Raw genomic sequence first — 13,707 nt, forward strand, 5'->3', positions numbered from 1 at the left:
TCAGGGAGCGATCGCAACCAGCTTCTCGTGCAGTGAGAACGATCTGAACCTGTCACGACTGCATCGGATCCCTTCGTCAGGGTGTCGTAGGATATCCGCACGCTGATCTGGTGAAGGACCCGTCCCGCCGTGGGACGTCGACTATTACTTTCGTGTGATGACGAGTAACGTGAGATTACCCGCCTCTAGTCGCTCTACCGGTGTTTTCTCGTTCGCACCCGGGATGCGAGAGACGGGACAGAAGTGTACGATCACGAGTAAGTCCCGTAAGTTCGCTCGCAGGTGTGATCGTATATCCTCGATATGGCGCGTAAGCGGCACCTATCCCGGCTTTGAATCCTCGACTGGCGTCGGCGTGAACTGAAGGCGACGTGACGGTTACTCGTCCACCCCGAAAGTTCAGCCGACCTTGCCGTCGGGCAAGCGACGAATTACAATACCCTCTTGGCGTCGTGCGAACCGTGTATGGATACCAGTGCGAGTTCAGTTCGCATCGCGACCGTGGCCGTTGCCGTTCTGGTCGCGGTAAGTGTCGCTGTCGTGGGGATCAACGCCGGAACTGCAGAGGGCACTGATCTTCAAAAGGAAGCCCTTCTGCAGGAACCGGACCAAGCGTCGAACGAGACGAACCTTTCGGGGGCGAACACGACGTTACGGGGGGTGATGGAGAACGACTCCGCCGGATGGTCGATGGCGGAGGCCGGTGACGTCAACGGTGACGGGGAGTCTGACCTCCTCGTCGGCGCGCCGAGGCGGCACGACAACAGTACGCACACCGGTTCTGCGTACCTCTTCTACGGGCCCGTCGACGAGGGCGACATCAACCTCTCGGACGCGGACGTGACGTTCGAAGGCCAGCAACGTGCCGACCGAACGGGCGTCGCGGTGGCGGGCGGTGACCTGAACGGAAACGGGTACGCCGATGTCGTCGTCGGAGCGTCCCACTCTAACAACAGCGACGGCGAGCGATACGCCGGAAAAGTGTACGTCGTTTCCGGCGGCGAGAGCCTCAACGGGACCGTCGCTCTCGGAAACGACACGACGACGATAGACGGCGAGTCGTGGGGCGACCACGCGGGGTACGCCCTCGACGTGGTAAACCACTCGTCCGAGGAGTCCGACCTCGTCGTCGGCGCGCCGTACAACAACAGCACGAACACGACGGCCGGTGCCGCCCATCTGATCGAGGGCGACGAGATCGAGTTCGGTGCCGGAGCGACGCAGTCCCTCTCGGACCTCGGAAGTAAATACGCCGGGGAAGGTCTCGGGGACCGTGCCGGCTGGTCAGTCGCCGACGCCGGTGACGTCGACGGCGACGGGCGACACGACGTGATCGTCGGTGCATACAGTGCCGACAAAGGGACGAACGACGCCGGCGCGGCGTACGTCATTTACGGGGACGACGACCCGCCTGCCGAGGCCACGCTCGGTGAAGCGAACGCGACACTCACGGGCGCTGATACGGACGACTTCGCGGGATACAGGGTTGACGGTGCCGGTGATGTCGACGGCGACGGCCTGGCCGATGTCGTCGTCGGCGCGCCGTACAACAACGAGACCGGTACCGACGCCGGTGCGGCGTACGTCGTTCGGGGGAGCGACCTCTCCGAGAACGTCAGCCTCGACGACGCCGCGCTGAAACTGTACGGCGAGAGCGAAAACGACCTCGCCGGGTTCGCAGTGAGCGGCGGCCCCTGCAACGAGACGGTGTACGTGGGCGCGCCCGGCGCTGATTCTGCGACCGGCAGCGCCTACGCTGTCGGCGGTAACGTGACCGGTAACGCGTCGCTTTCGGGCGCTGTCGCGACGTACCTCGGCGAGGAAGAGGGCGACGGTGCCGGGTTCTCGCTGGCCGGAGCGACTAACCTGACCGGCGACGACACGGAGGAACTGCTCGTCGGCGCGCCGTTCCACGACGGCAACGCGAACGATAGCGGTGCCGCGTATCTCGTCACCGACGCCTGTCCGACGAGCGAATCCGACGTGACTGACGCTCCGCCGGAGGAAGCGCCCGACGACGGTCAGGAAGACGAATCGACGATTCCAGTCCACGACGAACCGAGCGAAACGGACGACGGGGACGCTGACGACAACGAGACCGACGACACTGAAGACGACGACGATACTGAGGGTAACGAGACGGACAACAGTGATGATGAGGGCACTGATGAGAACGAAACTGACGGGAGCGACATAGAAGACAACGTTACCGACGGAAACGACTCTGCCGATAACGCTACCGACGGAAACGGCACTGATGACAACGTTACCGACGGAAACGACTCTGCCGATAACGAAACCGACGGAAACGCTACCGTCGGCAACCAGACGGATACTGACACAGCGGAAACCGAGGACGACGGCGGCACTGACGCGGTAGAGCGGATAACGCCGGCAGACGGGGAAGTGACGGTCCAACCTGGAACTCGAATGCTGTTCGAAGTGTCCGTCGACGAGTCCGTCGACGGCCCCATCGCGGCAGAATGGACCATCGACGGGGAGACCGATTACCGGTTAGGTCCGTTCCACAGCGAGTACAGGGCGGAAGGCGAGGAGTTCTACAAACAGACGTTCACCGAAACGGGCACTCACGAGGTGACCGCGACGGTGTTGAACGGCGATCAGGAGAGCGTGGGAACGGCCGAGTGGACGGTTACTGTCGAAGAGGGCGGTACCGAAGCGCCGTCCATGTCGGCAGCGGACGGCGGTGGTGAGATAACGCTAGAGGAGGACGAAGACACCGGACTTGCCATCGGGGAGGGGGATGCTATCGACCTCACACTCGACGTGAGCGACCCGGACGGTGACCTGCACCGCGTCGTCTGGTTCTACGGATTACAGGACGCCCGCCTCGGAACGACATCGGTCAGCGGGGCCCAGGACACGGCCACGATGTCCGTCGAACGCGCCTGCCAGTGTCCGGTCATCGTCTGGGTCGTCGACGAGTCGGGGGCCGTGACGGAGCGGCCGGTCTGGAACTTCACCATCACGCAGCCCTCCGAGACGACCAGCGAGACGGCCACCACCGGTACCCAGAACGGAGACGGTGACTCGACGGTCACCCGTGAGGGGGACGGTGACACCGCGACAGCCACCCAGTCCTCGGATAGCGAACGAAACGGGTCGGTGACGAACGATACCTCCACGGTTGAGTCCGACGGAACGGACAGCACTGCAACGGCAGAACCGACTACGGAGGGAGAAGACCCAGCAAACGAGAGTGAGGGCCCGACTACGGGAGACGGTGACTCAACCACGGTGGACGGGGACTCGACCGACGATACCGACAGCGACGAAACGGCTACGGAGGACGGAGAGAACGGAACGACGGACCAGACGGCGGCCGTCGCGGCGTCTCACTGAACGGCCAGGGCCGTCTCGAACTCTGCGTCGGCGAAGAGGTTTTTGACCGCGTCGGCTTCCTGCGTCGTCTCGACGACGTTCTCCATCAGCACTGTCTCGCTGGGGAACAGCTGTTCACCCAGTTCAAGACCGTGGTCGCGGGCGGTCGATCCGGTGACGGTGAGATAGACGCCGAGCCCGACATCTGCGACCGCTGCTTCCTCCTCACGCCCGTCGTCCGGATAGCAGAAAGTTACGTCTTCCATCGCCGCCGTACCGAGCACGGCCCGGACGAGTCGCTCGTACCGTGGCGAGATACAGAGCGGTCCGGCGTAGTTCGCGACGAACTCCCGGCTCAGTTCGTCGGCGGGACCCTCTCGACGGGTTTCCGGTGTGGCCATCAGCGTGTGGTAGACTGTGTCCCCGAGACCGGTAACGACGCGAACGTCGGTGTCTTTGGGGTCAATCCGAGCGTTGAGGTCGTCGATGGACGCGAGGGGTTCCTCGCGGAGACCGACAACCTCTTCCAGAACGAGGTCGGCGCTGTCGAATCCGAGGGCGAAGTCGTGCGTTCGAACCGCGCGAAACGGTTCCTCGCGGCCGATCAACTGTACGTCCACGCCGTCGGTTTCGACCGTGACGCTGTCGAACACGATCCGGCGCGGCATACCAGCGCGGTCGTCGCGGAGAAGGGTGTAGTCAGGCTGTCCCGCGTCGGAAAGCGTGCTGTAGGCCGCCAGACGGTCGTACACGTCTCGCTCGTCCGTCTGTTTTCCTTTGGCGATGGCTTTCTCGTAGCGTAGCGTCGAGGCGATGGAATCGGCGAGTTCGGTGTCTCCGGTTCCGGCGGCGATTCGGTCGAGAACGGCCTCCAGCGGTCGTCCCTTTCGGGGGACGGCGACCCGTAACGTCTCAGTCATTGTCCGGTATCACGCTCCGTGTCTGTAAACCGGTTGCGCTTCACTCAACCGGCTAGTCACGCCGTGTCGGCGTCCACGTCGACGCTAACCATCCCCGTCGGCGGTTCGTCAGCCCCTGCAGTCACGGCAAGTCGCCACCCACCTTCAGTCATCGTTTGGGGATGGTCGTCCACGCTCGAAAGATCTTTTGGAAGGTCGCCGAACGCCACGGCGTCCCGTTATCGGTCGGCGCGGACGTAGTCGAGCCAACAGTTAGAGGAGGAAAGCGAGATCCCGCCGCCGTCGTAGACCGCGACGTAGATGGCCGGGTCCCAACAGAACTCGTTGGAGACGTCCCGCTCCAGACGAGTGCTCTCGTTTTCGATAGCGAGGTGATAATCACCGTTGCTCAACACGCCCGCCTCGGTCACGTCTTCGTTCGGCGGAAGGGTGAACTCTTCTGTATACTGCTCTGTACCGCCGTCTTTCCGTCGGATCGAAATGGAGATGGAGCGAGCAGATCCCGTGTTGTTCCGTATATGAATGTCCGTGGATTTAGTCGACGCTACGTACAGCCCGGTCGTGGCAAAGACGGTAGTCGGAACACCTATTTTTAGTAAATCTCTCCGGTTCATTGTACGCGTGTGAGCCTTGGGAAAGGGTTAAGAGTTACCCCTTATACGATATCGACGGTGAGATTAGAACTCAAGGGGAGTTCCACGCTGTCTCTGACGTAGATCGTTCTGCCCGGATCACAGGCCGTTCCCGATTCGTCGTAGTTCCAGTTGTACTGTGATTCCGCCCGTACTTCTTTCGTATCTTCGCTCGTGGACGGTTCCATATCGAACCACACGCCGCGATTGTCTTCCTGGCCGGTCGGGAACTGATTGAGATTCATTATCCACTCCGAGTACATGTGGTCGTTGTTCAGATCGTACGTGTTTCGGTCCAGATTAACCGACATGGACGGACCCATCGAAACCGAACCGAACGCGTATCCGATTCCGACGGAGAACGAATAATTATCGTCTTCACCCCGTGTGTCTGGCCGTTCGGACGTTATCTTTAATCCCGAATCCCGGCCCGACTTGTACCCTGAACCGGGAGCGACGTCGTGACAGAACGCGATGAGGTCGTCCGCTTCCGACCCCTCCGTGCCGACCCACTCGTCCTCGCAGACGATGAGGTCGCGGTAGGGGAGCGACGGGTCGTACCGCCGTAACGCGGTCCGGTATTCGGATGCGATACGGGCCGCCTCGGCCGCAGTGTTCCGGTTGTCGAACCGGGCGTCGGCGACGGGTACCGGCCGCTCTCCCGTCCGCGCACAGACGATGTAGAACGGACCGCCGTCTGAGCGAAGGGCGTCAATGTGATCCCGGATCTCGTAGAGAGTGTCCCCGACCATACGCACCGCTTTGAATTCAAATCGTGATGACAGAAAACAAAAGGCTGTCGATCCTAACTCCGCTCAGCCCGAAAACATCTCGCCGAGTTGGTCGCGCCAGGTCTGTATCTCGTCGACGGACTCCCTGACTTCCGCCAGTTCGTCTTCGAGCGAGCGCAGGTCGTCGTCCAGGGCAGCAACGTCGTCGTCGATGGCGGACACGTCGTCGTCGAGTTGATTTACTTCGCCCTCGACGACCTGCACGTTGTCCGCGACGCCGTTGACTGCCGTCTCGACCGCATCGACCTGTTCGCCGGTTTCGTCGACGCGCGTATCGACGGACTCGATGTCGTCGGCCAGTTCGGTTCTGGTCTCCTCGACCGTCTGCTCGACGTCACCGACGGAGTCGCCGACCGCATCGATTTCTTCCGTCAGGTCGGCTCGAACCGACTCGACCTGCGACTCGACGTCGTCCCGGACGCTGTGTAGACGTTCGTCCACGTCGCTGACGGTGTCGTCAACCGCGTCGATCCTGTCGGTCACATCTCCGATAGTCGCGTCGAGGTCGTCGATCTCGTCCGCGTTGGCGTCGGCGTGTCCGGCGATGTCGTCGAGCTCCGCGTGCATGGATTCGAGCTCGTCTTGGAAGCTGTTGATAATCTCCTGTCCAGAGCCTTCCTCGGCGATGAACTCCTCCAGCGCGTCCGTGTAGGCCGCGAGGTCGTCGACCTGCTTCCGAAGGTGGTCGATGCGCGCCGCCTCCGCGCCGGACAGTTGAACCTCGAGTTCCTCGCGGAGGACCTCCTTGTCCGCTTCGTCGACCCGCCCCTCGCGGAGCTCTGTCGCCAGCGCCGCTGCGACGCCGCCTTCGACGGCCGCTGTTCCCGTCGACGCTGCGCTCTCCGAGGTGGTAGAATCACCCGTCGCCGTCTCGGAGTCGGCGTCTTCGGCCGCGGCTGCCGGTTCCTCTGTGGCGTCGTCGGCTGTGAGCGCGTCAGTCTCGTCGCCGATGTCGGGACTCTCGGCGGTCTCGTTGCCGGTGTCGGCCTCGTCAGTTATTTCCTCGTCGTCGGACGCATCTTCGTCCTCGACCGTCTCCGTGTCGACACCGTCGTCCGTCACCTCGTCGTCGGACGCATCTTCGTCCTCGACCGTCTCCGTGTCGACACCGTCGTCCGTCACCTCTTCGTCGGCGATGGGTTCCTCGTCGTCGGCGAGTACGTCGTCGGTGTCCTCGGCTTCGGCGACGTCGCTCTCGTCCGCGGCATCGGCGTCTTCGACGGGTTCCGCGTCGTCCGCATCAGCTTCTACCGCGGGCTCCGCCCCGCCGGCCTCCGCGGTGGCGCTCTCATCCTCGTCTGTCGTCTCTGCCTCGGCTCCGTCTGCACTGACAGCATCGGCGTCAGATCCGTCGGCCTCCGCGACGGATTCAGCAGTTTCGGTAACAGGGTCGTCGGTTTCGACAGCAGGTTCGTCTGTCTCGGCGGCGGACGAATCAATCTCGGCGTCGGGTTCGTCTTCGTCGATAGCGTCGATCTCCGCATCGCCGTCCGCGTCATCTACGGACGCTTCTTCCGTCTCAACGCCGGTGTTGGCGTCCGCGTCTGTCTCCGCCGGGGTCGATTCAAGGGTTAGCTCGATTTCCTCCTCGGAGCCCTCGTCCGTGTCGGCTTCCGCTTCGTCCGCGTCGGCTTCGACACCGTCGCGGTCGTCAGGTTCCGGATCGGCCGCGTCAGGTTCGGATTCGATCGACCCTGTTTCAGCGTCAGTGTCATCCGCGCCACCGAGATCCAGTTCGATCTCGGGTGCGTTGTCCGACTCCGTCTCGGGACTTTCGTTCTCGTCGGGGATGGACGTCTCGTCCCCGAAGCCGAGGTCGATATCGGGTTCGTCCTCGGTGTCGTCGGACGACCCGTCCGTATCTTCGCTCACGTCGGGATCGGTGTCGACGCTTCCGAGGTCAAGATCCAGTCCGCCGGACTCATCGTCCGCGTCGACGCCGGGATCGTCGGAATCGTCGGAGTCCGCGGTCGACTCGTCCTCGTCATCGTCGTCGCTCAGTCCGGGGACGCCCTCGCTCTCGCCCGCGATCATGTTCTTGACCGCCTGATTGCTCGTCTCGTCCGTGATCTCGTCTATCTCGGAGCCGTCGTTGCCCGTCGAGCTATCGTTTGCTTCGCCTGCGGGAACCACGTCTGAGAGGGTCGGTTCGGTCAGAAACGGGGTCGCCTCGTCCGCGCTGTCGATTCGGATCCCGTAGACCGTCGTGATCTCCTCGTCGGGTTCGAGCGTTCGCTCGAACTCGACGCGTTGGTCCTGATACGCCGTCCAGTTCTCGTCCTCGTACTCCGGATGAAACCCCACCTTGTCCATCGGAAACTCCTCGGGGATGTCTTCGGAGAGACAGATACTCACGGGTGTCTCTCGCTCCGATGTGATCGCAAACCGAATCGCGGGGACCGGAAACTCGTCCGCTTCGAACGCTTTCCGCACGGTAACGCCGTCGGCGGTGATCGATATTTCTTCGTCCGGGTCGACCTGGCTACTCATATCGCTCCTTACCGGTAGCACAACCATAAAAGGAACGGGCGCTCCGTGTCTTGCGTTTTCCACCGAAACCAGGCACGAATCCGTGAATACCTGTGTACCGACACTACTGCCCCAACGGTGTACGTACGTGCAGCGATACCTCGCCTTCCGGGAAAAAGGGAAAATCTCCGTGCGTGCCGTCTTATGAACGTCCTTATCAGAGGTCGACGCGGTCGCCGATCTCGACTATCTCCAGTTCGCGGGGGTACTCGAAACTCCGCGAGTGATCGTGTAACACTTTCGGGTCCGCGGTCAACCCCTTCCACATGTCCCAGTGACTGGGAAGGAACCGGTCGAACTGGAGGGCGGCGGCGGCCTCTATCGCCTGGTTCTCGTCGTTGTACCACTTCGTTCGGCTCGGCTCGCCCGTCTCCTTGTCCGGGATATTTCCGACGGATCCGAACGCGAGGATCCCGAGGTCGATGTCGTACTCGTCGCCGATCCTGGCGAACTCGTCGGTCGGTTTCGTGTCGCCGCCGTGGAACACGGTGCCGCTGTCGTGTTCGAACACGTAGCTGACCGGGTGTGTCGCGTCCGGATCGTTTGCGACCTCGACGTGGACGGTGAACTCGCCAACCGCGAAACTGTCACCTTCGGCGACCTCGTTGAACTGGTCGTCCGAGACCCCGTAGGTTTCCGGCCACTCCTCGTCCTCGAGCGCGACATCGAGGCTGTCGTCCGGTCCGTGGAGCGTCGCGCCCGTGTTTTCCAGAATCGGTGCCTGGCTGGGACCGTGAACGTGGTCCGTGTGTTCGTGCGTCACCAACAGAGCGTCCGCCTCGTCTACGTCCTCGGGGTCGAACGGGACCGGTACCATCCGCACCGTCCGCGGCGGGTCGCCGGTGCCGACGTAGGGGTCGACGTAGATGGTCGTCCCGTCCGCCCCTTTCAGAACGAACCCGTTACAGCCGAGATACCAGACGGCGACGCTCTCCGGATCCGCATCTTCCACCGCGCGCGGAAGCCAATCTCCCCAGTCGCTCTCTGTCATGAGTTCCCGTCCGATCAGAACCCGCGTAAGTGTTACGAACCCGTCCGTCTAGACCGCCGCGACGAGGATGTGAGCGCTGCTGCCGGGAGTATTAGCTGTACCGTTCCTCGTTCCACGGGTCTGCCGTCCGGGAGTAGCCGCGTTTCTCCCAGTACCCTCGCTCCGGTTCCGTGAGGAACTCGATGCCGGTCACCCACTTCGAGCCCTTGTAGGCGTATTTCTGGGGCGTGACGACGCGGAGCGGTCCCCCGTGGTCCGGCGGCAGGTCGTCGCCGTTGTACCCCCAGGCCAACAGCACTTCGTCGGTCATGCAGTCTTCCAGCGGTAGGTCGGTCGTGTAGTCGTCCATTCCGTAGAACATGACGTGGACGGCGTCCTCCCGGACGCCGGCACGGTCGGCCAGTTCGGGAAACGGAACGCCGGTGAACTCGCAGTCGAACTTGCTCCACCCGGTGACACAGTGGAAGTCCTGGCGTTGCGTTTCGCCCGGCAGATCCCGGAACTCGTCCCAGGTGAAGGAGAGTTCGTCCTCGACAGCGCCGGTAACCGTGAGTTCCCACGATTCGGGATCGAACTCCGGCGTGCCGCTCTTCGAGAGGACGGGAAACGCCTCCGTCTTTCGTTGCCCCGGCGGGAGTCGGTCCTCACCGAACTCCTCGTACAGGTCCGTAACGTCTCTCACCATGTTGCACAGCAATAGTGCGACAGTCGTATGACTGTCGACTCGCGGAGTCGGGTCGCCGGTCGCTCCGTCAGCGGGCCTGTCGCTGTGTTCGGGCGTCGGCTCGTCGGGAGCGATACTGGTAACGGGTGGTTACGCGTTTCTCGTCCCGTTCTTCCACGCGTAACGGTAGCGAACGGTCATCTCGCGATCCATAACGATGCAATAAACCTCGACATGTGCTGAATAACAAAGTGCTGACTGGGCCAAGCAGCAAAAGCAATGCTACAACAGGAAACGAAACAACAGGAGCGAATGGAAGATGTCGCAGAAGGTACGCAAAAGACGGGCATGAGTCCCCTCTCCTGGGCCGCGGTAGGCTCCATCGCGTTGTCGTGGTACTACTACTTCGGGAAGGGGAACAAGGAGATGGGACTGTTCGTCGGCCTGTGGCCGCCTACGTTCCTCGCGCTCGGCAGTTACTTCAAGATAAACGAGATCCACGACGACGTCAAGGCGCTCAGCAATCCTGGTAGCACTCTCCGCGATACGGTCCAGGAGATGATGCAGAACCGGAACCGGTAGACCGCCGAGAGGTCGGGTCGCACGTCACCTCACAGCCCGTATTTTTGAAACCAAGACATTAATTCCTCCACTGCGAACTTCGGTTTCCCATACCCGAACTAAATAGCCCATATATGGGAATAATTTTATCGTTCAGGCGCAACTCCCCGTCAGAGTTATATACCCCTCCGACGAAGACACAATACCCGATGCCGAAAGTAGAGATCACTATCCCTGAACACCTCGAAATGCAGATCGCCCAGATGGTCGAACAGGGCGAGTTTGTCAATCGTGAGGAAGCAGTGGAGGAGTTGCTGTCGACTGGGCTGAAAGCCTACAAGACAAGCGGACCGATGGACGACGACGAGGACCATGGACTCGAAGACGACGGCATGATGGGCCACGAAGACGAGTACGTCTTCTAGCTCCTTTCCTCTCTCCGTTCTTCTGGACCGGCGCGACGGTCGCCAGTAGCGCGGCAGTCGCGGACGACTGTTAGCTACGCGTCTATCAAAACCGCCCGCCGTTACTCGAGACGACTGTCAGCTTTTACAGCCTCAAGAACTAGTCACACGCGTGGCGATCGACAGTGAGACGTTCGAAACCGAAGAGCGAATACTCCATCGAACGCAAGATCCTGAACCACCTCCGGGAGAACCCACGGAAGGCGTACAACGTCCGAGAGATCACCGTCGAAGTGATGGATGTCGGTCTGCCGGAGCAAACCGTCGACCGGCCGACGGACGTACAGACGTTCATCTCGGGGTTCGTCGATCTGGCTCCCGTCAGTGTGATCCTCGACAGACTCGTCGACGACGGTCGTCTGGAGCGATGGCTCATCGACGTAGGTCAGGCGTACCGGAGCTACTACCGTACTAACACACGTTGAGGTCGAAAGCCAAACCCTGTTAGAGCGCGAGCGGGATCGCGAACGCTACCGCGAGTCCGACGGCAAGCACGGCGAAACCGATACCGACTTGCTGCATCGAGTAGGGGCTCTGCGGAGCCGTCTCGCGTCCCGGTTCGACGTCTGGTGCGTCCGTGTCCTGGTGGCCGTGTTCGTCTTCGCCGGTCATGGACGAACGTTTCGTCGGCCTGAACTTAAAAAGCCCGGAGCGCCGGAGCGACGCCCTGGTCCTGTCCGCGTGAGTCGCACGAACTCACTGGCACTGTGTGTGTCGAAACGGTCAAACGCCCCGCGCGCGAACGTTCCCGTAGTAGATGTTAACGAAGCGGATCATCCCCTGCATCGACGTGGACCTGGACGAGGACGGGAACGCGGCGGTGTACACGGGGGTCAACTTCGAGAACCTGCAGTACACCGGCGACCCCGTCGAGATGGCAAAGTTGTACAACGAGGCGGGGGCTGACGAGTTCGTCTTCCTCGACATCACCGCGTCCGCCGACGGGCGCGAAACGATGCTCGGCGTCGTCGAGGACGTCGCGGACGAGGTGTTCATCCCACTGACTGTCGGCGGCGGCATCCGAACGCGCGAAGACATCAAGGAGACGCTGCGCGCAGGGGCGGACAAGGTGTCGATAAACACCGGCGCGCTGGAGCGGCCCGAACTGATAACCGAAGGGGCGGAGGCGTTCGGAAGCCAGTGCATCGTCATCAGCGTCGACTCCAAGCGCCGCTTCGACGAGCAGGGCGAACACTACGCGCAGGTCGACGGCGAGTCCTGCTGGTTCGAATGCACAGTCAAAGGCGGCCGCGAGGGTACCGGCGTGGACGTGGTCGAGTGGGCGAAGGAAGCGGAGAACCGAGGCGCTGGCGAACTGTTCGTCAACTCTATCGACGCCGACGGTACCGAGGAGGGGTACGACATCCCGCTGACGAAAGGAGTCTGCGACGCCGTTTCGACGCCTGTCATCGCCTCCTCCGGATGCGGCGGTCCCGAGGACGCCTACGAAGTGTTCTCGGAAGCCGGCGCCGACGCCGCGCTGGCCGCCTCTATCTTCCACTTCGACGAATACTCGATACGCGAGGTAAAGGAGTACCTCGACGAGCAGGACGTCCCGGTGCGTCTCTGACGGGGACGCCCCACTGGAAGCCGTCCAGTCGTCTGCTATCAGTGTCGGTGGGTTTTAATTTCTCTGGACGAAGACACATACCGAATGGAGTGGCGATGCGAGTGGTGCGGGAAACCTCACGAGGAGAACGACCCGCCGTGCGACGAGTGCGGTCACGGGAAGTTCGAGGAGGCCGTGGTCCAGGTCGATACGGGATCGGTCGACACCGGCACCACCTACGTCTGGGTCTGCGAGGAGTGCGGACGGAACCATCCAAAGAACTCGCCGCCGTGCAGTCGGTGCGGGCACATGCACCTGGAGAAGCGGGAACAGGCGTTCGACGACTCCGAACTCGAGTCCGCGAGCTACTTCGACATCGGCAAGGAGTACATCGCCGCGAGCGTCGCGCTGGTCGCCATCGTCGCACTGGTCGCAACCGGGATCATCCCCATCCCGGGGCTAGGCGGGGACGACCTCGACGACGTACCGGGCGAGGCGGAGATGGCGGACGGACACAACCTGAGTGACGCCGAATCGGCGATCGCCGTCCGCATCAACGAGCGTCGTGCCGAGGAAGGCGTCCCGGATCTACGCGACGATAGCGACCTCGACGCCGTCGCCGAGCGGTACAACAAACTCCTGGTCGAAGCGCGGTACGGCGACGGGGAGAGGGAGTCGCTGCAAGACAGCTACGACGAGGTGGGGTACGAGTGCGCTCGCACGCCCGCGAAAGAAGTCGGCGTAGTTCCGTCCCGAGACGACGAGCGACCGCTGGCGGCCTACGACAACGAGAGCGAGTTCGCGACAGTGGTCGTCTGGGAGTTCACGAGCGGAAACAGCCGCAATGAAGAGTTTTTCGCCGCGGACCGCGATGCGGTCGGCGTCGACGTTCACGTCGCCCCCGACGGGAGCGTCTTCGTGACGATGACGGCCTGTTGACCTCTTTACAAGCGCTTAGACAGCGGCCTCGAACGCGTCGCTGAACCCGTCGGTCTTCTCGGTGACGCGTTCGGTCGCGGCTTCCAGCGCGTCGAGTGGCTGGGTACTGGACTCCGTCTTGACGGTGAGGATCGGCTCGGTCTGTCCGCCTGACTGCTCGGGGTTCACGTCGTAGGTCGCCGCGGAGACGCCGTCGGTCTCAAGCAGCGCGCCCTTGAGAACGTTCATGAACGTGTGGTCCTCGCCACCGATTTCGATGGAGAGTTCGTCCTCTGTGTTGTCGATGACGCGTAGTTCCATGAACACATGTACCGCCGAGCGCCGT

At 62.3% G+C, this 13,707-nt stretch carries 14 protein-coding genes; 6 read left to right on the plus strand and 8 right to left on the minus strand.

The window, feature by feature from the left end; translation table 11 throughout:
* The first annotated feature begins 465 nt into the window (after positions 1-465).
* The gene (locus tag EYW42_RS11305) at positions 466-3,363 is read left to right on the plus strand and encodes an FG-GAP repeat protein (RefSeq protein ID WP_135535402.1); all 2,898 of its coding nucleotides are present in this window, start codon (positions 466-468) and stop codon (positions 3,361-3,363) included.
* Here the strand turns inward: EYW42_RS11305 and EYW42_RS11310 are convergent.
* From EYW42_RS11310 to EYW42_RS11335, 6 genes are all read right to left on the minus strand, one after another.
* Positions 3,357-4,262: a hypothetical protein gene (locus EYW42_RS11310; protein WP_135535403.1), complete on the minus strand. Its 906-nt coding sequence runs from the start codon at positions 4,260-4,262 to the stop codon at positions 3,357-3,359. The genes EYW42_RS11305 and EYW42_RS11310 overlap by 7 nt on opposite strands.
* Before the next feature lie 218 nt (positions 4,263-4,480).
* A complete protein-coding gene (locus tag EYW42_RS11315) occupies positions 4,481-4,876 on the minus strand; it encodes a hypothetical protein (RefSeq protein ID WP_135535404.1) in 396 nt (131 codons plus the stop codon).
* Between the two features lie 41 nt (positions 4,877-4,917).
* On the minus strand, positions 4,918-5,646 hold the full coding sequence (locus EYW42_RS11320; protein WP_135535405.1) for a DUF7552 domain-containing protein: 729 nt from the start codon (positions 5,644-5,646) through the stop codon (positions 4,918-4,920).
* Positions 5,647-5,709: 63 nt separating this feature from the next.
* Positions 5,710-8,175 (minus strand): DUF1664 domain-containing protein, encoded by a 2,466-nt coding sequence (locus EYW42_RS11325; protein ID WP_135535406.1) that lies wholly within the window; start codon positions 8,173-8,175, stop codon positions 5,710-5,712.
* Between the two features lie 196 nt (positions 8,176-8,371).
* Positions 8,372-9,205 carry an MBL fold metallo-hydrolase gene (locus EYW42_RS11330; RefSeq protein WP_135535407.1) on the minus strand — a complete coding sequence of 278 codons (834 nt, stop codon included), beginning with the start codon at positions 9,203-9,205 and terminating at the stop codon, positions 8,372-8,374.
* A 91-nt stretch (positions 9,206-9,296) separates the two neighbouring features.
* Positions 9,297-9,890, minus strand: coding sequence for a sulfite oxidase-like oxidoreductase (locus tag EYW42_RS11335; RefSeq protein ID WP_135535408.1), 594 nt, complete (start codon positions 9,888-9,890; stop codon positions 9,297-9,299).
* 258 nt (positions 9,891-10,148) lie between these two features.
* On the opposite strand from EYW42_RS11335, the gene EYW42_RS11340 reads away from it, so the two are divergent.
* The 3 genes from EYW42_RS11340 to EYW42_RS11350 all read left to right on the plus strand — a co-directional run bounded on the left by EYW42_RS11340 (position 10,149) and on the right by EYW42_RS11350 (position 11,319).
* Complete coding sequence (locus tag EYW42_RS11340) at positions 10,149-10,451, plus strand: hypothetical protein (protein WP_135535409.1); 303 nt, start codon at positions 10,149-10,151, stop codon at positions 10,449-10,451.
* A gap of 188 nt (positions 10,452-10,639) precedes the next feature.
* Positions 10,640-10,855 carry a ribbon-helix-helix domain-containing protein gene (locus EYW42_RS11345; protein WP_135535410.1) on the plus strand — a complete coding sequence of 72 codons (216 nt, stop codon included), beginning with the start codon at positions 10,640-10,642 and terminating at the stop codon, positions 10,853-10,855.
* 164 nt (positions 10,856-11,019) lie between these two features.
* Entirely contained in the window at positions 11,020-11,319 is a 300-nt protein-coding gene (locus EYW42_RS11350; RefSeq protein ID WP_135535411.1) for a hypothetical protein, read from the plus strand.
* Positions 11,320-11,338: 19 nt separating this feature from the next.
* Here EYW42_RS11350 and EYW42_RS19845 read toward each other — a convergent pair whose 3' ends face one another.
* Positions 11,339-11,506, minus strand: a complete 168-nt coding sequence (locus EYW42_RS19845) for a DUF7550 family protein (RefSeq protein WP_168192949.1) — start codon at positions 11,504-11,506, stop codon at positions 11,339-11,341.
* Between the two features lie 145 nt (positions 11,507-11,651).
* Between EYW42_RS19845 and hisF the strand changes: the two genes are divergently transcribed.
* Both hisF and EYW42_RS11360 read left to right on the plus strand, forming a co-directional pair.
* Positions 11,652-12,464, plus strand: a complete 813-nt coding sequence (gene hisF, locus EYW42_RS11355; protein ID WP_135535412.1) for an imidazole glycerol phosphate synthase subunit HisF — start codon at positions 11,652-11,654, stop codon at positions 12,462-12,464.
* Between the two features lie 84 nt (positions 12,465-12,548).
* The gene (locus EYW42_RS11360) at positions 12,549-13,382 is read left to right on the plus strand and encodes a hypothetical protein (protein ID WP_135535413.1); all 834 of its coding nucleotides are present in this window, start codon (positions 12,549-12,551) and stop codon (positions 13,380-13,382) included.
* 15 nt (positions 13,383-13,397) lie between these two features.
* Here the strand turns inward: EYW42_RS11360 and EYW42_RS11365 are convergent, their stop codons facing one another.
* On the minus strand, positions 13,398-13,682 hold the full coding sequence (locus tag EYW42_RS11365; protein WP_135535414.1) for a DNA-directed RNA polymerase subunit L: 285 nt from the start codon (positions 13,680-13,682) through the stop codon (positions 13,398-13,400).
* Between the last annotated feature and the right edge of the window lie 25 nt (positions 13,683-13,707).

The sequence above is a fragment of the Halostella pelagica genome (genome assembly GCF_004762015.1).
GTDB lineage: Archaea > Halobacteriota > Halobacteria > Halobacteriales > Natronoarchaeaceae > Halostella > Halostella pelagica.